The following is a 24,188-nucleotide window of genomic DNA, read 5'->3' on the forward strand; positions in this document are numbered from 1 at the left end:
GATGTCCCATTCGAAAGAAGTAAACCCCCTTGAAGACGACGAGGTAGATAGGGCAGGGGTGGAAGTGTGGTAACACACGGAGCTGACTGTTACTAATAGGGTGAGGGCTTGACCAAGAAATGAGAAAGACGGCTGCAAAGCGGCTGCCGGACTCACGCAGAGGTAAAATGATTCCATTAGGATGTAACATGTATGTAGTTTTGAAGGTACAAAACCTTTCAAAGAGACGTGACTAGTAATAGTCACTTTTTCTTCATAAAATAGGGGATTGGTCAAATGGTATGATAGGGGTCTCCAAAACCTTTGGTGGGAGTTCGATTCTCTCATCCCCTGTTTTCTTAAGCGTCGGAAGCCTTGATTTTACTGGGTTTCCGGCGTTTTTCATTTTGTGGGATTTTCTAACGATGTCACCTATGATGTCAACTAGGAATGATTCCTAGTTTCTAAAAAGATATGACCTGTTTGATTTGTTTTTAATTCATTTCTATTGATTTATTGCTAAAATAGTAGAATCATGTGCAGAAAAGAGGGGCATTACCCCTCTTTTCGATACCTTGAAACTACCAGAATCAGACACACAAACGTGGCGGCAAACAACACCTCAATTCCCATACTGATCCGTACCTTTCCAAGAAGCTCCGGTGTCAGGGAATGATGCCGGCTTAGAATTTCATTTACCTGTTCATACCAGTATACTGGCAGAAACTGGGCGACTTTCAGAACCGATTTGTCCATCACATCCATAGGGACGAAGACGCCACAGAGGAAGCACATGGAAAGAGAAACAATATTGGCTACGCCGCTTAAAATATTGCTGTTTGGAATAAACATTCCAATCAGGTAAGAGAGTGACAGTGAAACTACTAACATAAGCAACGTATTTGCAATATAATAGCCACAAAGTTCAGAATTCAAAAAGGTATTACCATACATCAGCACAACACCCAGGATACCAAGAAGCCACAGAATGGCACCGATCACTCCCATTGCCAGCAATCCCTCCAGGGATTGATGTCTCACTGAAATAGCGGAAGCTTCCATCCGTTTCTGAATATCTCCCTTTTTGAAAGCCATAAGAATATATCCCATGGTATAGCAAAGAGCTCCCAGAAAAAGATAAGGAATATAACGAAAATAATAAGTGTAAGGAACCAGATCACTGCTTGCAGAATCAGAGGAAATCTTGGTGACCGGTTTATGAACTTCGGTTTTTACTGCCTGAACGGCTTCCTCCTGGGAAAAACCGGCAGCAACATAAGTCCGGATGGTACTGATATAACTGCTGATCTGCTGGTCAACATAATAGGAGCTGTAGGATCCTGGAACCTTGGTGACCTTCAGTGGCTGATTTCCTTGAATGCAAGCCTCGTAAAAGTCAGCTGGAATCTGCACAATATATTCCACATTACGGTAAAAGAGATTTTCCTGAAGTACTTCCGGATTATTTTTCATAGGAATTACATTGTGAATCGTGTTAAGATAATCCACAAATCCCTGAGCCAGAACGCCTTGATCTTCCTTTACCACTCCAATATCAATGCTGGTATTTGCATAAAGGCTGTCTTCACTTTTTCCAGCGGCCATCTGCATGACAAGAGCCACAGAAAAGAAAATACCAAGATATATAATGACCAGCGTCACATTCTGTCTTAAAATTTTCATGTAACATTTAAATACTATCATAGCTTTCCCTCCGGATCAGTAAAAATGAAGCAGTCACTAATGTTATGCTCATCACTGCAAGAGTGAACAGGTTGCGGTAATAGCGGCTCATATCGTCATACACATTGATGCAGTAAAAAGCATCAGAAATAAGTGCTGCTGGATTGATCCGGTTAATAACAGGCATATTTTTTTCTATCAGATCCTTCATGGTATTGTTCATAAGTCCTGATAAAAAGCTGCAGACCATGGAAAAACCAAGAATAATACCAATCTTTCCCCCTTCTTTCATTTTTCCAAGACTACCTACAAAAATTCCAATAGAAACCCCGATCAGGGATCCGAAAAAAGAAATAAGCAGCATGGGTCCGATTTTTCCCTGAAAATCCAGCTTTAAAATATAGCGAAGATAGATCAGCAACACGATTACATCGAAATAGCCAAGCAAAAAAGAAGCAATCTGCTCTGAAAGAATCAGCTTCAGTTTATGCGTTGGAGTGACGCAGCGTCGTGCGGCAAGTGCTGTGAGATTGGCTTGAAGAGTTATGGCAGAGCCAAATCCGATAAAACAGCCATAGAGGCAGGTCATTGCAATCAATGCATAGAAAAACTGTGCACTTCCGTTAATAGTCTGTCCGCCAAGTGAAACTTCAGTAAGTGTTTCCTGCTGATTTAACATCTGCTGGATTCCGTCCCACAGACCGGATGGATGTGTGCGGACTATATTGCGGATGGTACTTTTTCCGGTTTCGTAGCCGGACAAAATGGACTGAAGGATGCTCTGGGGGATTCCGTTGGAAGCTACTGTAAGGGAAGGGGAGCTTCCCACCTGATAAATACCGGAAATTTCTTCATTTTCCAGTTTGGTAAGTGCAGCAGATTCAGATAATTCCTGAGCAGCAATCAGATGATTTCCGTTGTTTTCAATTTGATCCAGAAACATAAGAAACAACGTGTCAGCGCCGTCCTCTTTTACAATTCCAACCTGTACAGTCTCGAAATCAGCATCATCAATATTTCCAAAAGCAAAATAGAACATAGTTCCAAGAAGAATTGGAAAAATAAGAGGCCAGAAAGTGGTTGCAAAGTTTTTCAGCTTTACCAGAAGGTTATATTTGATCAAATGCAGCATGGTAGTCCTCCTTAATCTCGCAGCTGTTTCCCTGTGATTTCCAGAAATACGTCATTTAAAGTAGGCAGCTCAGAGGAAACCTGACCAAAGGAAATATCCTGGCTCTGCAGGTAATTGAGAAGCCGGATCAGGTTGTGACGGGCACCTGTGCACCGTACAGTGAGAATCTGTTCCTCGTAATGCAGGTCAAATACGTGTGGAAGAGCCCGGATGTCAGCCAGATTCTCCGAGGTAAGAGGAATGGCCTCAATAGTAATGGTCTCGCCGGTTTTGATCATTTTTTTCAGCTCCTCTTTGGTGCCGGAGGCAATTACATGACCGTGATCCATAATTGCGATCCGTGTACAGATCTGCTCCACTTCTTCCATATAATGGGAAGTGTAAATGATGGTGGAACCCTGTTCATTCAGCTTCTGAATGCCTTCCAGGATTTTGTTCCGGCTCTGGGGATCAACGGCTACCGTTGGCTCATCCATAATGATCAGACGAGGCTTATGAGCAATTCCGCAGGCAATATTCAGTCGGCGGAGAAGACCGCCTGAGAGCTTCTTTGGACGCATTTTCCGGTAATCGTTAAGATCGGTAAAGGTAATGGCTTCTTCCACCAGTTCTTTTCTTTTCCTCTTATCCGGGACATAAAGCCCACAGAAATAATCAATGTTTTCATAGACAGTCAGTTCGTCAAAAACAGCCACATTCTGCAGCACGATTCCAATCTGCTGTTTTACTTTGTAATTGTCAGGACGCATTTCTTCTCCGAAAATATGAATGCTGCCTTTGTCGTATTTGAGAAGAGAAAGCATACAATTGATAGCAGTAGTTTTTCCAGAGCCGTTGGGACCAAGAAGACCAAAAACCTCTCCTTCCGAAATACTAAGGTTCAGGTGATCAAGTGCCACCAGGTTCCCATATCTTTTTACCAGATTTTCTATTTGAACAATATTTGTGGACACGATTTTCCTCCTTCGGATTTTCCCCGTATAGTAGCTGTATCATAAATTTGGAGCGTGTTTGAAAAAGGCTTTCGGCAAGATGTACGTCACAATTTGTGGGAGATTTTGCCCGGATGAGGACGCCGTAGCGGGCTACGGCAACTGAATTTGGGCGAAATATACCGGCAAAGTGGAGCATGCAGATTGCAGGAATGCTTTTTCAAGTACACTCTAGTATAAAGGAATGAGGGAAAAGCGCCAAGTGTCAGATGTCACGGTCTTCACATGACAAATGTCATAAAATTACAGTTCGTTCCATTCACAAAAACATCTCGCGGAACATTATCAGTAAACCGTAATGTTATAAAGCGCAGAACCTTCTTTACAGCGCAAGGTCAGTTATACTATAATAAGGGAAATGTCTGTAAGGCATATATGTAAAAAAACAGGTTAAATATTTGAAAATTACCGGTTACGGAGTGAACAGCAGTAGTTGGGAAAAATGAGAAAGAAGGTGACAGAGTGGGATACTTTTGGGACTGTGGATTGCTGGTATTTTATAGCTTTCTGTCACTTTTTTTTCTGCCGCCAGTGGCAGGCTTTCTGATTGCTTTTTTGAGCTGTGTAAGTGTGATCTGTTGTGGATATACGGTGAGAAAGAAGGCATTGCGGTTAATCCTTTGCATTTTGTTCGGATTTCTGGGACTGGCTGTTCCAGAGATCTTTATCTTTTATCCATGTCTTTTTTATCTGCTTTTTCATGAAAAAATGAGGGGGCTGGCAGCAGTAGCAGTGATGTTTTTTCTCTGGAAAATACCTGAAAGCAGGGAAAACATGGGTCTTTTTGCAATGACCGGTGTATTTGGATTTTTACTGGCGTTTTTTATGGAGAGAAATACCGCAAAGAGTCAGATTCTGGAAGAGAAGCTGCGAAGGACCCAGGATGATTCTAAGGAGCGAAACCTGCTTTTGTCTCAGAAAAATAAAGCTTTGCAGGAAAAACAGGATTATGAGATCTATAATGCTACCTTAAAGGAACGAAACCGGATCGCCAGGGAAATCCACGATAATGTGGGACATGTACTTTCACGTTCAATCCTTATGGTAGGAGCTGCAAAGACCATAAATAAAGATCCCGGGATGACCGCCATGCTGAAAAATCTGGAGGATTCCCTGAACCATGCCATGAACAGCATCAGAAATAGTGTCCATGACCTTCACGACGAAGCAGTAAATTTAGAAGAAGTGGAAAAGAGCCTGGTTCATGAGTTTACATTTTGCTCGGTGCAGATGGTTTATGATATGACAAGAGAGGTTCCAAGGGAGGTGAAATACTGTTTTATCAGTATTACCAAAGAGGCCTTCGCAAATATTATGAAGCACAGTAACGCTACGAAGGTGCAGCTGATCCTTCGGGAGCATCCGGGACTGTACCAGCTTTGTATAGAGGATAATGGGACAGATACTTTTTATGATCCGGAAAAATCCGGTATTGGAATTGTAAATATGAAAGAAAGGGTAAATGCCCTGGGTGGAACCATACAGATTTTTACGGATAAGGGATTCCGGATTTTTATTACAATACCCAAATGTGGTTGAGGTGGATTCCGATAAAGATACAGTAAAGCGGGCATACAGATTATGAAAAATATTTTTTGAATGTATTCCGGAAATGAAAGAAAAGCAGGAGTAAGAAATGAAAATAATAATTGTAGACGATGACTGCCTGGTGGCGGGTGCTTTGAAAACCATTCTGGAAGTGAATGAGGATGTGGAAGTGTTAGCGACTGGAGCAGACGGAAAAGAGGCCTGTGAGCTTTATGAAAGGTATGAGCCGGATGTGCTCCTTATGGATATTCGAATGGAGAAAATGGACGGTCTGGAAGCATCCCGGAGTATTTTGTCCAGGTATCCAAAGGCAAATATTCTGCTTCTTACCACTTTTTCCGATGACGAATACATAGTAAAAGCCCTGCGTCTTGGTGCAAAGGGATATCTTCTGAAGCAGGATTACGGCAGTATTCTGCCTGCACTTCGGGCAGTTTACTGTGGGCAGACAGTATTTGGGACAGAAATAGTTTCCAGGATTCCAGACCTTTTGCAGGGAGAAAAGAAGTTTGATTATGGAAAATATGACATTAATGAGAGAGAATTTGAGATGATAGAGCTGATCGCAAATGGATACAGCAATAAGGAGATTGCGGCAGAGCTTTTCCTGAGTGAAGGAACCGTGCGGAATTATCTGAGCATGATTCTGGAAAAACTGCAGCTGCGTGACCGTACACAGGTGGCAGTTTTTTATTACCAGCATAAATAGGAGCGACAGAAGATGAACATACAGAAAATTGGAGACCGGACAGCAGAGCTTTTGAATTTATATTATAACAATGAGATAGAGCCTTTTTTGAACTCTTGTCATGAGGATGTTCTTTGGATAGGACCTGCAGACAAGCAGGTGATCCGCGGAAGAAAAAATCTGGTAGATGCTTTTCACGCTGAGAAACACGAACTGAAGTTTTCCCTGAATAATCTGACGGTGCTGCCGCTTGCCACTACAAGCAGTACGGTGGCAGAGATCATGACTTTTATGCTGGTAGATACGATCTGGCCGGACAACAGTGCAAGCCGGGTAAATCAGCGCATGCAGTTTACCTGGGTGGAGCAAAAAGGTGTGCCGAAGATACGTGTGATCTTTATTTCAAATGCAATTCAGTATGATGAGAGGGATGGCATTTATCCGGTACATTATGATGAGAATTATCGTAAGTTTGTCCTTACAGGAGAGACCAGATCAGAGCGGATTTACGTGAAAGGAATTGATAAGTCCATTCTTTACCTGAATTGGTCGCGTGTGATCTATGTGGAAAGTCTCGGCAATCATACGGTGATCCATACTCTGGATCAGGAGTTTGAGTCTACAGAAAGCCTGAAAACTCTGGAAAAACGTTATGGGAACCTGTTTCTGAAGTGCCACGAGAGTTACATGGTAAACCCGGCACATGTCCATTCTATCCGCAGATTTAAAATGACTGTAACAGGAGGACGGGAACTTCCAGTTCCGGAAAAAAAGTATACGGCAGTAAAAAAGACGCTGCAAAAAATAATTGTAGCCCGTTAGAGCGTATCTGAAAAAAGGCTTTCTGCAAGATGTGCGTCACAATTTGTGGGAAATTTTGCCCGGATGAGGGCGCCGTAGCGGGCTACGGCAACCGAATTCGGACGAAATATACCGCAAAGTGGGGCGTGCAGATCGCGGGAATGCTTTTCCAACATGCTCTGTGGAAAACGTTACAAAAGTACCAAAAATGTAAAAAAACACACACGTCATAAAAGAAGTATGCTATAATGGGAGCACTTAACCGATTACGGTATAAGGAATTGCCAATTAAACAAGGAGAACCCAGTATGAGTGATTATGTGATCATAACAGATACATCTGCAGATATTCCGGCAGACATGTTAGATAAGGGGCAGATTCATCTGATTCCTATGGTATACCAGTTAAACGGAGAGGAGTGTCCGCACAGGAATCCGGGAAACTGGGACAGCAGGGCTTTTTATGACAAGCTTCGTGCAGGTGGAACCGGAAGTACTTCCCAGATTTCCCCGGCTACATATACCGATTGTTTTGAACCGTTTCTGAAAGAGGGCAAGGATATTCTTTATATTTCCCTTTCCGGAGGACTGACTTCTACATGGCAGAGCTCTCGCATTGCAGCTGCTGATCTGATGGAAGCGTACCCGGAGCGTAAGATTTCCTGTCTGGATTCTCTTGCAGCCACAGGAGGACAGGGAATCCTGGTGATCCTGGCAGCAGAAAATCAGAATAAGGGAATGTCCCTGGAGGAGAATACTTCATGGCTAGAGGAGAATCGCCTCCACATCTGCCATTGGTTTACAGTAGATGATCTTGATTTTCTGAAACGCGGCGGACGTATTTCCCCCACAATCGCCTGGATCGGCGGTAAGCTGAAGATTAAACCGATTCTTCGTATTGTGGAGGATGGAACTCTGGAAATTCCGGAGAAGGTACGTGGCTCCAAGGCTGCTATGAATACGATCGTTTCCAAGTATATCAGCTCCGGATTAAATGAGGAGCATCCTTATGTATTTATCTGTCACGGTGATGCTGCTGAGCAGGCTGAGAAAGAGAAGGCTGCTATCCTGGAAGCTGTACCACAGGCTCAGGTTATTATTATGCCAATGAGCCCGATTATTGGAATTCATACTGGTCCTGGAGTACAGGCGGTTATTTATTTTGGAAATAACAGATAACGAAAGCCTTTTTCAGACACGCTCCAGGATAGCAAAAATTCAGAAATCATTGAGCGTTCCAAATGTATATCCCATTTCTTTCCATTTGGTCAGCAGTTCATCCAGAATCTGTCCATTTGTGGAAGAAGTATTGTGCAGCAGGACAATTGCCCCTGGGTGGATTCGTGTGAGAAGCTTATCGAAGGCTTCCTCTCTGGTTGGCTGTTTATCCTGATACCAGTCCACGTAGGCAAGACTCCAGAAGAAGGTTTTATACCCCAGTTCCTTTGCCATGGACAGATTTGCTGTATTGTAAATTCCCTGAGGCGGCCGGTAGAATTTCGTCATGGATTCTCCGGTCGTTTCTTTATACAGATTTTCCACGCCCTCCAGCTGTTTCCTGAAATCATTCAGAGAAGAAATCCCGGACATATCCGGGTGAGAGAGGGTATGATTTCCTACAATATGCCCTTCCTGAACCATTTCTTTTATCAGATCTCCATTATCTCTTATGAAATTTCCAACAACGAAAAAAGTTGCTTTTACATTGTGTTTTTTCAATGCATTAAGAAGCAGCGGTGTATTGCCATTTTCATAGCCACAGTCAAAAGTAAGATAGAGTATTTTCTCCTGGGTATCCTTTGCAAAGTAGGCGTTATAGGAAGCAAGCTCTTGGATGGAAGCATTTCCTACAGGACGTTTTCCTTCTTCCTGGAAACTGAGTCCCCAGCTTGCGCAGTCTGATGAAGTAGCGACTGCTTCCGGGGGCGAAAAATGTTGGACGATCACCCGGGTGGCAGAACCAGCCAGAAAGGACAGGGTGAAGAGAAGAGGAACGCCGGCGTAGTGGAGAAAGTCTTTGATCGCAGGGCGATTTTTCGAGCAAAAAGAGGGAATATGCGAAGAGAATTTTTCCTTCAGTGCTGGAAAAGAAAAAATGGGAAATTTCATGAAGAGAAAACCTCACGAGTATTTTTTTACAGATATATGAGAAAATAAAAGGTTTATGCCAGAGCGTGTTTGAAAAATCATGCGAATAAGGGCAAGGCAGCTGCCTGAAAATGAAAGGAAAATCCAGGCATTAATTAAGCCACCAGCATCGACGTTTACTGGTGGCTTAAATCTGATCCATATCCAATGGAATGTACCTCTCTTTCCGAATATATTATGCGTTTAAAACAATTGGAATTAAGGCTTACGTTCTTGGTGGACTGTACCTCGCTTTTCTTAAAGTGTTAAAAATTAAGATGTTTCGTTATGCTTCTGGTGGTCCGTACCTCTCTTTCTTAGATTATAAGTAATGAACTTATGTTTTCGGTGGTCTCACTCCTTTTTGTTTTTATTTTTAAGTTCCTTTTGTTTTATGAGCTTACTATAACAGATTACTTCCTGTTTGTCAACAAATAATTTGAAAAAATATTATTTTATATAAAATAAAAAGTTTATATGTGCGAAAAGAATTGAAAATTCAGACAATATTTCCGCGTATAATGTGGTATGATGAAACTATAAAGAATATGGCTTTTCAACGTGATAAAGTGCTGGGAAGCTGTATGACAGAAGATGAGGAGGAAGCGAAGATGTTAAATGCAATTCTTGATGAATTGAAACTGAATGCCCTTGTGATCACAGATCCGTATAACATGCGACATGTAAGCGGTTTTCGCGGCGGCGAGGGCGCTTTATATATTTCAGCAGCCCAGAAGGTGCTGGTCACAGATTCCCGTTATACGGAGCAGGCCGGTAAAGAGAGCGATTTCACAGTAATCGAAGAGTGTCGTGAGCATAACCGTCAGACGATCCTGAAGGAGTGCATGGAGAAGGAGAATGTAAGTGGAGATTTCCATATGGGATATGAGGACCAGTCCATGCTTTGCTGTGATTTTGATAAGCTCAGAAAGGAACTGCCGGTTCAGACATGGACACCTCTTGGCAGCAGAATCGATGATCTTCGCCAGATTAAGACTGAGGAAGAACTGGAGTACCTGGCAAGAGCTGAAGAAATCGGGGACAAAGCATTTGCAGAATTTTTGAAAATCGTGAAACCAGGAATGACAGAGCTGGAAGCTGCGGCAGAGCTGGAATATCTGATGAAAAAAGAGGGAGCAGAGGATTTAAGCTTTAACACGATCATCGCTTCCGGTCTGAATTCTTCCATGCCTCATGCAATCCCAGGATATAAGAAGCTGGAGGAAGGGGATTTTGTTACCTGTGATTTTGGCTGTAAATACAAGGGATACTGCTCCGATATGACACGTACCTTTGTCCTCGGAAAAGCAAGCGATAAACAGAAAGAAATTTACAATGTTGTATTAAAAGCACAGCTGGCCGGTCTTGCAGCAGTAAAGGCTGGTGTAAGCGGAGCGAGTGTGGATAAGGTGGCGAGAGATATTATTACAGAGGCTGGTTACGGTGACTGTTTTGGCCACGGACTTGGTCACAGTGTAGGTCTTTTCATCCATGAAAGTCCGCGCCTGTCTCCCTCTGACGATACCATTCTGAAAGCCAATATGATCGAGACTGTTGAGCCGGGTATTTATGTACCTGGTTTCGGAGGGGTTCGCATTGAGGATATGGTAGTGGTAACGGAGGATGGCTGCCGCAATCTGGCACATTCTCCTAAGGAACTGATTGAGGTTCCCGTTGAGAAATAAAGAGCTGATATATATAGTGAATAGATAGTGATGTCGCCGACAGGCGAAATGTCTGTTTTGTGAAAGAAAATTATCTGCCCGGGCGGCATCTGAGTTTCTTTTACGATTAAAATGTTAATATTGTTATTAAAATATGGAAAGGAATAAGAAAATGCTGAAACAATTGTCAATTTTTGCGGAAAATATCAAAGGGAAAATGCAGAAGGTGACTGGAATCCTCCTGGAGGAGGATATTAATATCCTTGGTTCTGTTACCAATGACAGTGCTGAATATGGAATTATACGTATGGTTGTTTCCAAACCTGAGCAGGCGTTAGAAGCGCTGACAAAGGCTGGTTTTATCTGTAAGCTTAGTGATGTTCTTGGAATCGAGGTAAAGGATGAGGTTGGTAATCTGAACAAACTGCTTCTCAGTCTCCAGGAGAGCAACATCAATATTGATTATCTGTATCTGTCTTTCAACCGTGCTACCGGACTTCCGATCATGGTTCTCCACGTACCGGATATCAGTGAGGTGGAGGCATGTCTGAGAAATAAGGGATTTAATTCCATTTCTGAGGTTCATTGAGCACTTTAGGCAGAAACAGAATCTGAAATCCTGCATAGAACTCTGAATAGTTGGAAAAACTACCGTTATCAATCTTTAGGAGGTAAGGAAATGTTACGGTATTTGCCTATTCGGAAGATTCACGCAAGACAAATTCTGGATTCCAGAGGCAATCCTACTGTGGAGGTAGAAGTGACAGTTGGAGAAGGCGTTATTGGAATCAATGGATATACAGGCCGTGCAGCAGTTCCATCCGGCGCGTCCACAGGAAAATTCGAAGCACTGGAGCTAAGAGACGGCGATAAAGGAAATTATAAAGGTCTTAGTGTACAAAAAGCAGTGGATAATGTAAACACGAAAATCTCGGAGGCAATTCTGGGAGAAAATGCACTGGATCAGACCTATATTGATTCTCTTCTGATCCAGACAGATGGTACGGACAATAAAAGCAATCTTGGGGCGAATGCCACTCTTGGTGTTTCTATGGCGGTGGCGAGGGCAGCCGCTATGGCACTTCGGATTCCGCTTTATCAGTATATCGGAGGCTGTCATGCGAACAGGATGCCAGTACCAATGATGAATATTTTGAATGGCGGGCGGCATGCGGACAATACAGTGGATCTTCAGGAGTTTATGATCATGCCAGTTGGGGCTTCCTGTTTTTCAGAGGGAATCCGCATGTGTGTGGAGATTTATCAGTCACTGAGGATTCTTTTAAAAAAGAAAAATCTGTCTACAGCAGTGGGCGATGAGGGTGGTTTTGCACCGGATCTGAAGGATTCCAGGGAGATTCTGGAATTGATCCTTGAGGCTGTGAAGAACGCCGGATATGAGCCGGGAAAAGATATTGGCATTGCCATTGATGCGGCAGCCAGTGAATTATATGACGGAGAAAAAGATGGTTACTATTTTCCTGGGGAGAGTAAGATGACTGGAAAAGAAGTAATCCGGGATTCTAATGAAATGATCCGTTATTACGAAAATCTGTTGGATGAATTTCCTGTTGTTTCTATCGAGGACGGACTGCAGGAGGATGACTGGGAGGGCTGGAAAGCTATGACGGAGCGGCTTGGAAGCCGTGTACAGCTGGTTGGGGATGACCTTTTTGTGACAAATATCAAACGGCTGTCCTGTGGAATAAAGCTTGGAACAGCAAATGCAATCCTGATCAAGGTAAATCAGATCGGAACCCTGACAGAGTCTCTGGAGGCAGTAGAACTGGCTGCACGGGCGGGTTATCGCTCTGTTATTTCCCACCGCTCCGGTGAAACGGAGGATTCCTTTATTGCAGATCTTGCAGTGGCAACTGGTGCTGGGCAGATCAAGACTGGTGCACCATGTCGTTCAGATAGAAATGCCAAGTATAATCAGCTTCTGAGAATCCATGAGCAGCTTGGCAGACTGTCGATGTATGAGAATCCGTTTGCCTGACCCTGAAAAAAACGATAGCGTAATTTGTCCAAATTCAAGATAAAAAAGAGTTGAAATCAAATGCTGGCTATGGTACAATATCTCCTAGTTGATTAGGAGGTGTAACCACGTGCAGATTTTAAGAACGATTTTAACAATTCTTTTTGTTATAGATTGTATTGCCCTTACCGTAGTAGTCCTTATGCAGGAAGGTAAGTCACAGGGGCTTGGTGCGATCGCCGGAGCTGCAGACACATACTGGGGTAAGAACAAAGGACGTTCCATGGAGGGCGGTCTTGTTAAGGCAACTACAGTTATGGGAGTTTTGTTCTTTGTACTGGCAGTTGTATTGAACCTGAATTTCTAAGAATAAACTGGGAAACACTCTTGTTGATCTGATCGCAAGAGTGTTTTTTATGTAAGCGGAAAATCCTGCTTTGCAGGATTCTTTCCTGATAATAGGAAATTATGGAAAGATGGTAGAAAAGTTTTGTGATAATTACAGTCTGTGCGTGCGATTTTAATAGAGCAGCTTGCGTGTGCAGGTATTAAGAAGGAGACAAATTGAGTAAAGACAGAGAATTTGACAAACGAAAAAAATTTATGATGGAGCTTCTTGGTGATCCAGTGTACCAGCCTATGCGTTTCCGGGAAATTGCAGGTCTTCTGCGCCTTTCAAAGGACGAGAAGAAAGATCTGTACCGTGTTCTGGATGATCTGATAGCAGAGGGAAAGGCTGACCTGGATTCCAAGGGACGTTATTCCAAAATAACTGGAAGAAAGCGCGGGAAAGAGAAGCAGCGTGGAAAAAGAGAAGAACGTGACGAGAAGTTTTCGGGTAAACGTTCCGGGAAATATACAGAAGAAAGCTCCGAGAGACGTACCGGGAAGAAAGATGAGAAACATTCCGATAAGAAATATAATGATAAGCAGGCTGGAAAGTGTGATCACCGCAAATCCGACGATCGTTACAGCAGGGGAAAAGATAAGTACAACGATAAGAAACACGGCAGACGCTACGAGGATGATGATCCGGAATTCCGCCTTGCCCGTCTGGAGAACGAATATCCGGACAGTCCATCTGTGGAAGGCACCTTCATCGGTCATCCCAAGGGCTTTGGCTTCGTGGAAATCGAGGGGGAAGACAACGACGTATTTATTCCGGAAGATTGTACCGGAACGGCTATGCACCAGGATAAGGTTCGTGTTATAATCACAAAAGAGCCGCAGGAAGGCAAACGCCGCGAGGGAATTGTAGTAAAAGTTCTGGAAAGAGGTATGACCCAGATCGTGGGAACCTACGAGAACAGCCGTGACTTTGGTTTTGTGGTAAGTGACAATCCTAAATTTTCCAGGGATGTATTTATTCCGAGGAAAGATTCCCAGGGAATTAAGGACGGGGATAAGGTAGTGGTGGAAATCACCAGCTACGGAAGCAAGAACCGCAATCCGGAAGGTAAGATCGTAGAGAATCTGGGAAGCTGCCGTGCACCTGGAACAGATATCCTTGCCATTGTAAAAAGCTTTGGCATTCCAAGCGAATTTCCGGATAAAGTAATCCGTCAGGCTGACCGTGTACCGGATCATGTTCTGGATGCTGACAGGGATGGCCGACTGGATCTTCGCCATCTTCAGACCGTCACCATCGACGGAGAAGACGCCAAGGATCTGGATGATGCAGTTACTTTGACAAAGGAGAATGGCATCTATCATCTTGGTGTTCACATTGCAGATGTAAGCAATTATGTACAGGGAGGAAGTGCCCTTGACCGTGAGGCGTTGAAGCGAGGAACCAGTGTATATCTGGCAGACCGCGTAATTCCTATGCTCCCGGTACGGCTTTCCAACGGAATCTGTTCTCTGAACCAGGGGCAGGATCGTCTTACTTTAAGCTGTCTTATGGATATTGATAAAAAAGGAAATATGATTTCCCATAAGATTGCAGAGACTGTGATCTGTGTAGATGAGAGAATGAATTATACAGATGTGAAAAACATTCTGGAGGATACTGACGAAGAGGCAAAGAAACGCTATGAAAAACTTGTTCCCATGTTTTTCCTGATGAAAGAGCTTTCTGAAATCCTTCGTGGAAACCGCCATCACAGAGGCTCCATTGATTTTGATTTTCCGGAGAGCAAGATTATCTTAAATGCAGCAGGAAGAGCCATTGACATTAAGCCATATGAGGCAAATGTGGCAACAAGGATCATAGAGGATTTCATGCTTATGGCAAATGAGACTGTGGCAGAGGAGTGCTGCAGGGATGATATGCCGTTTGTTTATCGTACCCATGAGACACCGGATCCCGAGAAAGTGGAGAGCCTTCTCACACTTCTTCATAATCAGGGAGTGCCGGTGCAGAAGCATGGACAGGAGATTACCCCGAAGGAAATCCAGACTATTCTGGAGAGCATTGAGGGACTTCCAAATGAGCCACAGATCAGCCGCCTTACTCTTCGAACCATGAAACAGGCGAAGTATACTACAGAATGCAGCGGCCATTTTGGACTTGCAGCGAAATATTACTGCCATTTTACTTCTCCAATCCGTCGTTATCCGGATCTTCAGATTCACAGGATTATTAAGGATAAGCTTCGGGGACGTCTAGAAAGAGAGGGAAAAACAGAGCATTATAAAGAGATTCTGGAAGATGTGGCACGCCAGTCCAGTGTATGTGAGCGCCGGGCGGACGAAGCAGAGAGAGAATCTGACAAGCTGAAAAAAGCAGAATATATGTCTTACCATATTGGGGAAGAATTTGAAGGAATCATTTCCGGTGTTACTGGCTGGGGCTTCTATGTGGAACTTCCAAATACGGTAGAGGGACTGGTTCATGTAAATACACTGAGGGATGATTACTACACCTTTGATCAGGATGCTTACGAGTTGATCGGCGATGTGACACACAAGGTGTTTGCACTGGGACAGAAGGTGCGTGTGAGAGTTGCGGACGCAGATACCATGCTGAAGACTGTGGATTTTGTTCTGGCAGAGGATCAAGAGTGGTAATTAGAAGTTACTGTTCATTCTGCGATCAAAAACACGCTTTGCGATGCATAGAAACCACGCTCTAGAACAGCAACCTTTTGTTTTGAGCGCCCGCCTGCAGGCGGAAATCCATATAGGGAGGAACTTATGGCAAAGAAACCAGGAATCAAACTGATTGCAAATAATAAAAAGGCATTTCACGATTATTTTATAGAAGACACTTATGAGGCGGGAATTGCCCTGGCAGGAACAGAAGTAAAATCCCTGCGTATGGGAAAATGCAGCGTCAAGGAATCTTTTGTGCGGATTCAGAATGGGGAAGTTTACATCTATGGGATGAACATCAGTCCATACGAAAAAGGTAATATTTTTAACAAAGATCCCCTTCGTATCCGTAAACTTCTCCTTCACCGCAGTGAGATCAACAAGATGGAAGCCAAACTGAAGGAAAAAGGCCTTACCCTTGTGCCGATCAAGGTCTATTTCAAGAACAGCCTTGTGAAGGTGGAAATTGGCATGGCAAGAGGTAAGAAACTGTATGACAAACGTCAGGATATTGCAAAGAAAGATCAGAGACGAGAAGCAGAGCGTGATTTCAAGGTGAAGAATTTATATTAAAAATAATGGGAGCTGGGAATTTTTATGATGAAAAATTCCCGGCTTTCGTAAATTTCTGTTAAACATTTATAGGGAATCAGCTGTGAAGATGCAACATATAAAAAGTCAGACAGGTCAATATGGTATTTATTTAATATTCGCTGCACAGGCAGCATGAAAACAGTAAAAAGAGGTTGGCTATGGAAGAGAAAATAAAAGAGAAAACAAAAGAGAAAACACAGGAAGCAAAGGAAACAACAAAAGAAAACCGCCTGATGAAAACCGTAGAGGATTCCAGAACGGAGCAGGTTCATCTGATCATGCACCAGCACTTAAATGCCGGCGGCAGATTGTTTGGAGGAATGCTGATGCAGTGGGTGGATGAGGTGTCTGGCGTGGTTGCCATGCGTCATTGCGGGACTTACCGTGTCACAACTGCAGCTGTAGATAATCTGCAGTTTAAGGAGCCCGTTTACGAGGGCGAGATCCTTGTGATGATCGGCTATGTGACCTATGTGGGAAATACCTCCATGGAAGTGGAAATTGATTCCTATGTGGAGCGCGGTGATGGAATGCGTTACCTGGTAAACCGTGCTTTTTCTGTGATGGTAGCTGTGGATAAGAATGAGCGCCCTACCCGAATTCCCGGCCTTATTATCCGCACAGAAGCAGAGAAAGGTCGCCATGAGGCAGCTCTGCTCCGCAGGGATATGCGTAAAGAGCGAAGAGACGCCGGGTTTTAAACATTGAGACATGTTGTCAAAAAGTATTTGAGCCAGAGACGGAGAAAACTGTCCCTGGCTCTTTTTGTTCACAGAAGAAGTACGTAGGATCTTCCTTCCCGGTGAAGAAACCAGAGAGAATGGGGAAAAGAAACCCGAGAGTTGCGGCGCGAAATCGTGCAAAGCATGATTTCTGTGCATCGCGAAGCGTGTTACTGTGAACGGAGTGAACAGTAACGAAAAGTTTAAAAATTGTATGAAATCATCCCGCGTTCGGTTGACAAGTCTGTCATACTCTGTAATAATAATGGAGAACAAAAAGTGGATATTAGAGGAGTTTAATTCCATTTTGTGGGAGGAATATAGATTATGAAAAAACGTTATGTGATTCTTGCAGCACTTTTGGTCACTGCTTTGGCAGCAGCCGGATGTGGTAAGAAACAGACTGAAGATACAGGTAAGGATGGCCAGGTAACCGTGGCTCCAGCTGAGAATACAGATACAGCTTCAAGTGATGACAGTTCCCTGGTAGATATGCAGAAATCTGACGATGCAGATATCAAGAATGTGATTGGTGATAAGACTTCCACAGCTTCCAAGCTGATTCTTGTGAACGGTACCGGAGCTGCTGTGAAGGGACTTTACATTCGTCCGACTACGGATGACGATGATGACTGGGGCACAGAGCTGATCAATGGATTGTTTACTTTGAATGATGGTGACAAGGCTCTTTACTATTATGAGCCGGACGAGAAGGATGCAGATGGAAATACGGTGACAAGCTATGACATCCGGATCACGTATGAGGATGAGGATTATACAGATTGCTATTTCCGTAAGCTTCCGCTGAAGACAATTTCAAAGATCACTCTTCATATGGAGGGAACTGTTGAGGATGGAATTCCTTATGCTACTTATCTGACAGGAACAAGTAAGACAGAAACTTCTACCTTGAGTGAAGTAATGGCGCGTCTTGGCCTTGATGACAGCGAAGACAGTTCTGAGGATGATTCTCAGGAAACGGATACAGCACCAACGCCTACATCTGCGCCGCAGCAGTCAGATCCTACTGCTGCACCTACATCTGCACCGCAGCCTACAAGTACTCCGGATAATAATGGCGGCAGTAATACAGCACCGAATGATTCCAATGCAGATAAGGCGAAACAGTATATCGGACAGCCGCTTTCCAGTCTTGTTGCAGCACTGGGAGAGGCTAACGGAAGTGATTATGAGAACGAGCCGGAGACCGGAGAGACAGGATATCATTATTATGACTCTTTCACAGTTTCTACCACTGTTGATGACAGCGGAAATGAGGTTGTTGCCGGAGTATGGTAAAATAAAAGAATAAAAAATAAGGCAGGATAAAAGCATGGAAATGAAAAGAGTTTTATTAAAATTAAGCGGCGAGGCTCTTGCCGGACCGAAGAAAACAGGATTTGACGAGGCAACTGTTCTTGCAGTAGCGAAGCAGATCAAGGCAATTTCTGATGAGGGAGTACAGATCGGCATTGTGATCGGCGGTGGAAACTTCTGGAGAGGACGTACCAGTGAGACGATAGACCGCAACAAGGCAGATCAGATCGGTATGCTTGCTACTATTATGAACTGTATTTATGTATCTGACCTTTGCAGATATACAGGTATGAAGACTGAGATTTATACACCATTTGCATGTGGTGCATTTACAAAACTGTATTCCAAGGACAGTGTAGAAGAGAGCTTTGCACAGGGCAAGCTGGTATTCTTTGCAGGCGGTACAGGACATCCGTATTTCTCTACTGACACAGCTACGGTTCTTCGTGCAGTTGAGATTGAGGCCGATGCGATTCTTCTGGCTAAGGCAGTTGATGGTATTTATGACAGCGATCCGAAGGTAAATCCTGACGCTGTGAAGTACGATGAGATCTCTATTCAGGAAGTTGTTGACAAGAAGCTTGCAGCCATGGATCTTACAGCTTCTATTATGTGTCTGGAGCAGAAAATGCCGATGATGGTATTTGCTCTTGATGAGGAGAACAGCATTATCAACACCGTTCACGGAAAATTTTCCGGAACAAAGGTTACTGTATAAGCGCGTTACTGTTCACTGGCAACATAAGAGCGGCAGACAAGAGCCTGTCTGAAAAATCATTCCGGCAGTCTGTACTATATTATACGCGCAGAAAATAGGATAATACTGCTTACCGGCAGAAAATCATAAAGAGGGAGATTAATTTTATGGATGAAAGAATTCAGAAGTATGAAGAGAAAATGAAAAAGACATTGGGCAGCTTGGAAGCAGAGCTGACTACTATCCGTGCAGGACGTGCCAATCCGCATATCCTTGACAAGCTGACAGTAGATTACTACGGAAGCCCTACACCGATTCAGCAGGTGGCAAATATCACGGTTCCGGAAGCTCGTATGATCCAGATCCAGCCATGGGAATCCAGCCTGATCAAGGGAATTGAGAAAGCAATCCTTACTTCTGATCTTGGCCTGAACCCGAATAACGATGGAAAAGTGATCCGTCTTGTTTTCCCGGAGCTTACCGAGGAACGCCGTAAAGATCTGGTTAAAGAGGTTAAGAAAAAAGGCGAAGCAGCTAAGGTTGCTGTCCGCAACATCCGCCGTGATGCTAACGATGCATACAAGAAGCTGAAAAAAGAAGAGGATGTATCCGAGGACGAGATCAAAGAGTTAGAGGACAAAGTTCAGAAGCTTACAGATAAATACATCAAAGATGTAGATGCTGCAGTAGAAGCAAAAGGTAAGGAGATTATGACTGTATAAGGGCATATTACCTGAAGCGCAGAGCCGTTTGGACTAAAAATCTGCAAAACAGGATCCTTTTATAAAGAAACCGCAAAAAGAGCTCTTTAAAAAGAGCTCTTTTCTGCCCTTGTGTATGAAATTGTACGAATAATCTGAACGCTTATAACGAAAAAAGAAAAACAAAATACAAGGAGAAAAATATGAACGTACCCAATCATATTGCCATTATTCTGGACGGCAATGGCCGCTGGGCAAAGGCAAAGGGACTGCCTCGTGGCTATGGACATGTTAAGGGCTGCGCCAATCTGGAGCAGGTCTGCTATGATATTAAAGATCTGGGCGTGAAATATCTGACAGTATATGCTTTTTCCACGGAGAACTGGAAACGCTCCAGAGAAGAAGTGGACGGGCTTATGAAGCTGTTTCGCAGTTATCTTAAGAAATGTATCAAGATATCCCGGGATAATAAGATGAAAATCAAAATTATCGGCGATATCTCTGCTTTTGCACCGGATATTCAGGAAAGCATCCGTAAGCTGGAGGAGTTTTCCAAGGATTATGATGAGCTGTACTTCCAGATCGCCATGAATTACGGAAGCCGCGATGAGATTACAAGAGGAATGCGAAAAATGGCACAGGATGTGGCGGATGGAAAAGTTTCTCCGGATCAGATCACAGAGGATACGATTGGAAGCTACCTGGATACTGCAGGAGTGCCGGATCCGGATCTTCTGATACGCACCAGCGGCGAACAGAGACTTTCCAATTTCCTTATGTGGCAGCTGGCTTATACGGAATTTTATTTTACAGACGTGGCATGGCCGGATTTCCATAAAGCAGAATTAGTACAGGCTATTGAGAAATATAATCAAAGAGACAGAAGATATGGCGGTGTGAAGGAGGAGTAAGATGTTTAAAACACGTCTTTTAAGCGGTATTGTGCTGGTCGCAGTTGCGCTTCTGACTATTATCAGTGGAGGTTATGTGCTGTTTTTTACACTACTTGGGATCTCTCTGATCGGAATGCAGGAGCTTTATAAGGTTATGAAGGTTCGGGAAGACCATTTTAATGCCCTGGAAATTGCAGGCTATCTTGGAGCTGTGATCTACTATGTGCTGATGTCGCTGGATTTTGAAAAATATGGAATGATGGGCGTGATCATTTCGTTCATGATGTTTATGTTCGTTTACGTATTTACTTATCCCAAGTTCAAAGCAGAACAGGTGATGCCGGCGTTCTTTGGGGTGGTATATGTGGCTGTAATGCTCTCCTTTATTTATCTTACCAGGAACCTTCCGGATGGAAAATTCCTGGTATGGCTGATCTTTTTATGCTCCTGGGGATGCGATACCTGCGCATATTGTGTGGGAATGCTGATCGGCAGGCACAAAATGGCACCAATCCTCAGCCCGAAGAAATCAGTAGAAGGTGGGGTAGGTGGCGTGGCAGGTGCTGCGCTTCTGGGCGCGATTTATGCAGCTGCAACTGGCGGCAGGATTGCAGAGTATGCACTGATCTGTGCAGTCGGAGCGCTGATCTCCATGGTGGGTGATCTGGCTGCTTCTGCTATTAAGAGAAATCAGGGAATCAAGGACTATGGCAAACTGATCCCGGGACACGGTGGAATCCTGGACAGATTTGACAGTGTGATCTTTACAGCTCCGGCTATTTATTTCCTGGCGAAGCTTGTGTTGGGAATCTGATTCAGGATTGGCAGCGAGAAGCATAAAGAAATAAAAAGTGTGGAAATGATAAGATATGATTTGTCCCGGAAATGGACTGAGAGGAATTTGAAATGAAGAAAATTGCAATTTTAGGTTCAACCGGCTCTATCGGTACACAGACTCTGGATGTAGTGAGAGCTAACGGTGATATAGAGGTGCTGGGAATTAGTGCAGGAAGAAATGTGAAAATGCTGGAAGAACAGGCAAGAGAGTTTCATCCTCAGCTGATTGCAGTGTGGGATGAAAATGCGGCAAAGGATCTGGAAGTCCGTCTTGCGGATATGGATGTAAAAATTGTGTCTGGTATGGAGGGACTTCTGGAGCTTGCACGTATGCCCCAGACAGACATTCTGGTTACCGCTGTTGTAGGAATGATTGGAATCCGTCCTACAATGGAGGGAATCAAGGCGGGCAAGGACATTGCTCTTGCAAACAAAGAAACATTGGTAACAGCAGGTCATCTGATCATTCCCATGGCAAAAGAGCATGGGGTTCAGATCCTTCCGGTAGACAGTGAGCACAGTGCTATTTTCCAGGCCCTTCATGGGGAAAAGCGGGCGCAGGTTGAGAAACTTCTGATCACAGCTTCCGGCGGTCCCTTCCGTGGGAGAAAAAGAGAAGAACTGGAACATGTGACGCTTGCGGATACCCTGAAGCATCCGAACTGGGTAATGGGACAGAAGATCACAGTAGATTCTGCAACCCTGGTCAATAAAGGTCTGGAGGTTATGGAAGCCAGATGGCTGTTTGATGTGGATCTGGATCATATTCAGGTTGTTGTCCAGCCAAAGAGCATTATCCATTCGATGGTAGAGTTTAAAGATGGTGCAGTTATGGCGCAGCTTGGAACTCCGGATATGCGGCTTCCAATCCAGTACGCACTCTATTATCCGGAACGCAGATATCTGGATGGAGAGAGACTGGATTTCCATAAATTGAAAGAGATTACTTTTGAAGATCCGGATATGGATACATTCCTGGGGCTTCCAATGGCTATGGATGCTGCAAGAAAAGGCGGCAGTATGCCTACTGTGTTTAACGCAGCAAATGAGCTGGCTGTGAAGAAGTTTTTACAGGAAAAAATCGGCTTTCTGGATATTTACGACATTATTGCACAGTCTATGGAAAGACATACAGTGATCCGGAATCCGGATCTGGAGGAGATACTGGCAGTAGAAGACGAGACTTATAAATGGATTGAAAGCAGGTGGTAGGTTGAAGATTATTCTGGCATTATTGATTTTCAGTGCGATCATTCTTTTTCATGAGCTGGGGCATTTCCTTCTTGCAAAGAAAAATAAGATCGTAGTAACGGAGTTTTCCCTTGGAATGGGACCAAGGCTGCTTAGCACAGAGAAGAATGGAACCAGGTATTCTCTGAAGCTTTTGCCTCTTGGCGGTTCCTGTGCCATGCTGGGAGAAGATATGGAGGATGAGTCCAAGGGGACTTTCAATGGTGCACCAGTGTGGGGAAGAATCGCTACAGTTGCAGCAGGACCGGTATTTAACTTTATCCTGGCCTTTGTGTTTGCAGTGCTCATTGTTACGCTGGTGGGCTATGACCCGGCAGAGGTTACGCAGGTGGAGAGTGGTTCTACTGTGGCTGAAGCTGGTCTTCAGGAAGGGGATATTATCAAAGAATATCAGGGGTATCATATTGATCTGGCAAGAGATCTTTATCTGTATATGTATCTGAATAATCCACAGGAGGATGAGACCATTCATATGACTGTGGAGAGGGATGGCAAAGATGTGGAGCTGGCCTTCAAACCAGACGTACAGGTGAGATACCTTCTTGGCTTTAACAGAAAGAGTACCGATTCTCTTGAGGTGGCATCCCTGATTCCGGGAATGGGCTTATCTGAAACTGGTGTGGAGCCTGGGGACGTGATCACTTCCATTAATGGTACCAGACTGGAGAGTTCGGACGATTATACTGCATATCTTGCAGAGCATCCTCTCACAAGTGAGCCTGTGACCATTACTTATGAGCGTGATGGCCTGGAATACAACGCTGAGGTAACTCCATCGGAGTCCCGCACAGCAGTGCTTGATTTTTCTTATAATCTGGCGTACACGAAGACACAGGGATTTGAAGTGCTGAAGTATGGAACGCTGGAAGTAAAATATATGATCCGCTCTACCTTACTCAGCCTAAAAGAGCTTCTTACCGGCGGGCTGGGCGTAAAGGATTTAAGCGGTCCGGTTGGCGTAGTTGATGCAATTGGCAGCACCTATGAGGCAAGTAAGAGTGAGGGCATGCTGACTATCTGGGTAAATATGCTGTATATGGCAGCACTTTTATCTGCAAACCTTGGTGTTATGAACCTTCTTCCGCTTCCTGCACTGGATGGTGGCCGGCTTGTATTTCTGATTATCGAGGCTATCCGGAGAAAACCGGTGAACAGACAGATTGAGGGCATGGTTCATTTTGCAGGTTTGATGGTGTTGATGCTTTTGATGGTTGTAGTTATGTATAATGATATTTTGAAGATTTTTTAATCTTTTTGAAATGAAAAAGCTGTAAAAAAATGAAAGCGAAGGCTATGTGTATCAAACGGATATGCATAGCCTTTTTTTGATGCAGCAGACAATTCTGCAGCAAATTCCTATTACCCAAAAAAGCTTTTCCAGGCAGTGAGAGGAAATAACGGAAATGCAGATGAGGGGGATGGTCTGCTGCAGGCGGCAAATCTTGCAAGGGGATTCCTTTTTATAGGGAAAACTTCCGAATATGTAGTAATAAAAACTACATAATAAAGTGTCGAATAAAAGTAAAACTTGACATAAAAACAATAATGCTTT

The 24,188-nt window shown here is 43.9% G+C and carries 26 protein-coding genes, 1 tRNA gene, 1 rRNA gene and 1 pseudogene; 23 read left to right on the forward strand and 6 right to left on the reverse strand.

Going from position 1 to position 24,188, the window contains the following annotated elements; genetic code table 11:
* Positions 1 to 116 (forward strand): 23S ribosomal RNA (locus AB5618_RS18650); the annotation flags it as partial.
* A gap of 146 nt (positions 117 to 262) precedes the next feature.
* A tRNA-Trp gene (locus AB5618_RS18655) sits at positions 263 to 333 on the forward strand.
* 201 nt (positions 334 to 534) lie between these two features.
* Here the strand turns inward: AB5618_RS18655 and AB5618_RS18660 are convergent.
* The 4 genes from AB5618_RS18660 to AB5618_RS18675 are packed head-to-tail and all read right to left on the reverse strand — an operon-like array spanning position 535 to position 3,862.
* Positions 535 to 1,683 carry an ABC transporter permease gene (locus AB5618_RS18660; RefSeq protein ID WP_148463512.1) on the reverse strand — a complete coding sequence of 383 codons (1,149 nt, stop codon included), beginning with the start codon at positions 1,681 to 1,683 and terminating at the stop codon, positions 535 to 537.
* Complete coding sequence (locus AB5618_RS18665) at positions 1,670 to 2,794, reverse strand: ABC transporter permease (protein ID WP_148463513.1); 1,125 nt, start codon at positions 2,792 to 2,794, stop codon at positions 1,670 to 1,672. The genes AB5618_RS18660 and AB5618_RS18665 overlap by 14 nt, the downstream gene beginning before the upstream one ends.
* An 11-nt stretch (positions 2,795 to 2,805) precedes the next feature.
* The gene (locus AB5618_RS18670; protein WP_330382797.1) at positions 2,806 to 3,747 is read right to left on the reverse strand and encodes an ABC transporter ATP-binding protein; all 942 of its coding nucleotides are present in this window, start codon (positions 3,745 to 3,747) and stop codon (positions 2,806 to 2,808) included.
* Entirely contained in the window at positions 3,683 to 3,862 is a 180-nt protein-coding gene (locus AB5618_RS18675; RefSeq protein WP_334286093.1) for a DUF6783 domain-containing protein, read from the reverse strand. Before AB5618_RS18675 ends, AB5618_RS18670 begins: the two co-directional genes overlap by 65 nt.
* On the opposite strand from AB5618_RS18675, the gene AB5618_RS18680 reads away from it, so the two are divergent.
* From AB5618_RS18680 to AB5618_RS18700, 5 genes are all read left to right on the forward strand, one after another.
* On the forward strand, positions 3,839 to 3,892 hold the full coding sequence (locus tag AB5618_RS18680) for a DUF6783 domain-containing protein (protein WP_334285446.1): 54 nt from the start codon (positions 3,839 to 3,841) through the stop codon (positions 3,890 to 3,892). The genes AB5618_RS18675 and AB5618_RS18680 overlap by 24 nt on opposite strands.
* Positions 3,893 to 3,923: 31 nt before the next feature.
* A complete protein-coding gene (locus AB5618_RS18685; protein ID WP_334286092.1) occupies positions 3,924 to 3,974 on the forward strand; it encodes a hypothetical protein in 51 nt (16 codons plus the stop codon).
* Between the two features lie 274 nt (positions 3,975 to 4,248).
* Positions 4,249 to 5,325 carry a sensor histidine kinase gene (locus AB5618_RS18690; RefSeq protein ID WP_368366974.1) on the forward strand — a complete coding sequence of 359 codons (1,077 nt, stop codon included), beginning with the start codon at positions 4,249 to 4,251 and terminating at the stop codon, positions 5,323 to 5,325.
* 97 nt (positions 5,326 to 5,422) lie between these two features.
* Positions 5,423 to 6,043 (forward strand): response regulator transcription factor, encoded by a 621-nt coding sequence (locus AB5618_RS18695; protein WP_173769378.1) that lies wholly within the window; start codon positions 5,423 to 5,425, stop codon positions 6,041 to 6,043.
* A gap of 12 nt (positions 6,044 to 6,055) precedes the next feature.
* A complete protein-coding gene (locus AB5618_RS18700) occupies positions 6,056 to 6,844 on the forward strand; it encodes a LytTR family DNA-binding domain-containing protein (protein WP_173769377.1) in 789 nt (262 codons plus the stop codon).
* Here AB5618_RS18700 and AB5618_RS18705 read toward each other — a convergent pair.
* On the reverse strand, positions 6,841 to 6,975 hold the full coding sequence (locus tag AB5618_RS18705) for a DUF6783 domain-containing protein (protein WP_347709181.1): 135 nt from the start codon (positions 6,973 to 6,975) through the stop codon (positions 6,841 to 6,843). The two genes, AB5618_RS18700 and AB5618_RS18705, sit on opposite strands and share 4 nt — an antisense overlap.
* Between AB5618_RS18705 and AB5618_RS18710 the strand changes: the two are divergent.
* A pseudogene (locus tag AB5618_RS18710) lies at positions 6,916 to 7,056 on the forward strand (DUF6783 domain-containing protein); the annotation flags it as partial. The gene AB5618_RS18705 and the pseudogene AB5618_RS18710 overlap by 60 nt on opposite strands.
* Positions 7,057 to 7,131: 75 nt before the next feature.
* Positions 7,132 to 8,001 carry a DegV family protein gene (locus AB5618_RS18715; protein WP_368366975.1) on the forward strand — a complete coding sequence of 290 codons (870 nt, stop codon included), beginning with the start codon at positions 7,132 to 7,134 and terminating at the stop codon, positions 7,999 to 8,001.
* Positions 8,002 to 8,040: 39 nt separating this feature from the next.
* On the opposite strand, the gene AB5618_RS18720 is transcribed toward AB5618_RS18715, so the two are convergent.
* Positions 8,041 to 8,931, reverse strand: coding sequence for a polysaccharide deacetylase family protein (locus AB5618_RS18720; RefSeq protein ID WP_368366976.1), 891 nt, complete (start codon positions 8,929 to 8,931; stop codon positions 8,041 to 8,043).
* 602 nt (positions 8,932 to 9,533) lie between these two features.
* Between AB5618_RS18720 and AB5618_RS18725 the strand changes: the two genes are divergently transcribed.
* The 14 genes from AB5618_RS18725 to rseP all read left to right on the forward strand — a co-directional run bounded on the left by AB5618_RS18725 (position 9,534) and on the right by rseP (position 23,885).
* Entirely contained in the window at positions 9,534 to 10,634 is a 1,101-nt protein-coding gene (locus tag AB5618_RS18725) for a Xaa-Pro peptidase family protein (RefSeq protein WP_243879998.1), read from the forward strand.
* A gap of 151 nt (positions 10,635 to 10,785) precedes the next feature.
* Positions 10,786 to 11,202: an amino acid-binding protein gene (locus tag AB5618_RS18730; RefSeq protein WP_118578742.1), complete on the forward strand. Its 417-nt coding sequence runs from the start codon at positions 10,786 to 10,788 to the stop codon at positions 11,200 to 11,202.
* Positions 11,203 to 11,292: 90 nt separating this feature from the next.
* The gene (gene eno / locus AB5618_RS18735; RefSeq protein WP_173716366.1) at positions 11,293 to 12,612 is read left to right on the forward strand and encodes a phosphopyruvate hydratase; all 1,320 of its coding nucleotides are present in this window, start codon (positions 11,293 to 11,295) and stop codon (positions 12,610 to 12,612) included.
* Between the two features lie 109 nt (positions 12,613 to 12,721).
* Positions 12,722 to 12,958 carry a preprotein translocase subunit SecG gene (secG, locus tag AB5618_RS18740; RefSeq protein WP_118578738.1) on the forward strand — a complete coding sequence of 79 codons (237 nt, stop codon included), beginning with the start codon at positions 12,722 to 12,724 and terminating at the stop codon, positions 12,956 to 12,958.
* A gap of 197 nt (positions 12,959 to 13,155) precedes the next feature.
* Positions 13,156 to 15,600 carry a ribonuclease R gene (gene rnr, locus AB5618_RS18745; protein ID WP_368366978.1) on the forward strand — a complete coding sequence of 815 codons (2,445 nt, stop codon included), beginning with the start codon at positions 13,156 to 13,158 and terminating at the stop codon, positions 15,598 to 15,600.
* Positions 15,601 to 15,726: 126 nt separating this feature from the next.
* A complete protein-coding gene (gene smpB / locus AB5618_RS18750; protein ID WP_173716365.1) occupies positions 15,727 to 16,197 on the forward strand; it encodes an SsrA-binding protein SmpB in 471 nt (156 codons plus the stop codon).
* A gap of 179 nt (positions 16,198 to 16,376) precedes the next feature.
* Positions 16,377 to 16,919: an acyl-CoA thioesterase gene (locus AB5618_RS18755; protein ID WP_330604821.1), complete on the forward strand. Its 543-nt coding sequence runs from the start codon at positions 16,377 to 16,379 to the stop codon at positions 16,917 to 16,919.
* A gap of 348 nt (positions 16,920 to 17,267) precedes the next feature.
* Positions 17,268 to 18,239 (forward strand): hypothetical protein, encoded by a 972-nt coding sequence (locus AB5618_RS18760; RefSeq protein WP_195409764.1) that lies wholly within the window; start codon positions 17,268 to 17,270, stop codon positions 18,237 to 18,239.
* A 34-nt stretch (positions 18,240 to 18,273) separates the two neighbouring features.
* Positions 18,274 to 18,975 carry a UMP kinase gene (gene pyrH / locus AB5618_RS18765; RefSeq protein WP_330590253.1) on the forward strand — a complete coding sequence of 234 codons (702 nt, stop codon included), beginning with the start codon at positions 18,274 to 18,276 and terminating at the stop codon, positions 18,973 to 18,975.
* 146 nt (positions 18,976 to 19,121) lie between these two features.
* Positions 19,122 to 19,676, forward strand: coding sequence for a ribosome recycling factor (gene frr, locus AB5618_RS18770; protein ID WP_195409765.1), 555 nt, complete (start codon positions 19,122 to 19,124; stop codon positions 19,674 to 19,676).
* 182 nt (positions 19,677 to 19,858) lie between these two features.
* Positions 19,859 to 20,566 carry an isoprenyl transferase gene (locus AB5618_RS18775; RefSeq protein ID WP_118578732.1) on the forward strand — a complete coding sequence of 236 codons (708 nt, stop codon included), beginning with the start codon at positions 19,859 to 19,861 and terminating at the stop codon, positions 20,564 to 20,566.
* Position 20,567: 1 nt separating this feature from the next.
* Entirely contained in the window at positions 20,568 to 21,362 is a 795-nt protein-coding gene (locus tag AB5618_RS18780; protein WP_195478619.1) for a phosphatidate cytidylyltransferase, read from the forward strand.
* 92 nt (positions 21,363 to 21,454) lie between these two features.
* A complete protein-coding gene (gene dxr, locus AB5618_RS18785; protein WP_368366979.1) occupies positions 21,455 to 22,597 on the forward strand; it encodes a 1-deoxy-D-xylulose-5-phosphate reductoisomerase in 1,143 nt (380 codons plus the stop codon).
* Between the two features lies 1 nt (position 22,598).
* Positions 22,599 to 23,885 (forward strand): RIP metalloprotease RseP, encoded by a 1,287-nt coding sequence (rseP, locus tag AB5618_RS18790; RefSeq protein ID WP_148463524.1) that lies wholly within the window; start codon positions 22,599 to 22,601, stop codon positions 23,883 to 23,885.
* Positions 23,886 to 24,188 lie beyond the last annotated feature (303 nt).

The sequence above is a fragment of the Ruminococcus sp. J1101004sp1_RTP21198st1_B9_RTP21198_201120 genome (assembly GCF_040924245.1).
Classification (GTDB): domain Bacteria; phylum Bacillota; class Clostridia; order Lachnospirales; family Lachnospiraceae; genus Blautia_A; species Blautia_A faecis.

Coding starts and splice junctions, on each gene's coding strand:
- AB5618_RS18660 (WP_148463512.1), bottom strand. CDS start 1,683: ATGATAGTATTTAAATGTTACATGAAAATTTTAAGACAGAATGTGACG.
- AB5618_RS18665 (WP_148463513.1), bottom strand. CDS start 2,794: ATGCTGCATTTGATCAAATATAACCTTCTGGTAAAGCTGAAAAACTTT.
- AB5618_RS18695 (WP_173769378.1), top strand. CDS start 5,423: ATGAAAATAATAATTGTAGACGATGACTGCCTGGTGGCGGGTGCTTTG.
- AB5618_RS18700 (WP_173769377.1), top strand. CDS start 6,056: ATGAACATACAGAAAATTGGAGACCGGACAGCAGAGCTTTTGAATTTA.
- AB5618_RS18715 (WP_368366975.1), top strand. CDS start 7,132: ATGAGTGATTATGTGATCATAACAGATACATCTGCAGATATTCCGGCA.
- AB5618_RS18720 (WP_368366976.1), bottom strand. CDS start 8,931: ATGAAATTTCCCATTTTTTCTTTTCCAGCACTGAAGGAAAAATTCTCT.
- AB5618_RS18725 (WP_243879998.1), top strand. CDS start 9,534: ATGACAGAAGATGAGGAGGAAGCGAAGATGTTAAATGCAATTCTTGAT.
- AB5618_RS18730 (WP_118578742.1), top strand. CDS start 10,786: ATGCTGAAACAATTGTCAATTTTTGCGGAAAATATCAAAGGGAAAATG.
- eno (WP_173716366.1), top strand. CDS start 11,293: ATGTTACGGTATTTGCCTATTCGGAAGATTCACGCAAGACAAATTCTG.
- smpB (WP_173716365.1), top strand. CDS start 15,727: ATGGCAAAGAAACCAGGAATCAAACTGATTGCAAATAATAAAAAGGCA.
- AB5618_RS18755 (WP_330604821.1), top strand. CDS start 16,377: ATGGAAGAGAAAATAAAAGAGAAAACAAAAGAGAAAACACAGGAAGCA.
- AB5618_RS18760 (WP_195409764.1), top strand. CDS start 17,268: ATGAAAAAACGTTATGTGATTCTTGCAGCACTTTTGGTCACTGCTTTG.
- pyrH (WP_330590253.1), top strand. CDS start 18,274: ATGGAAATGAAAAGAGTTTTATTAAAATTAAGCGGCGAGGCTCTTGCC.
- frr (WP_195409765.1), top strand. CDS start 19,122: ATGGATGAAAGAATTCAGAAGTATGAAGAGAAAATGAAAAAGACATTG.
- AB5618_RS18775 (WP_118578732.1), top strand. CDS start 19,859: ATGAACGTACCCAATCATATTGCCATTATTCTGGACGGCAATGGCCGC.
- AB5618_RS18780 (WP_195478619.1), top strand. CDS start 20,568: ATGTTTAAAACACGTCTTTTAAGCGGTATTGTGCTGGTCGCAGTTGCG.
- dxr (WP_368366979.1), top strand. CDS start 21,455: ATGAAGAAAATTGCAATTTTAGGTTCAACCGGCTCTATCGGTACACAG.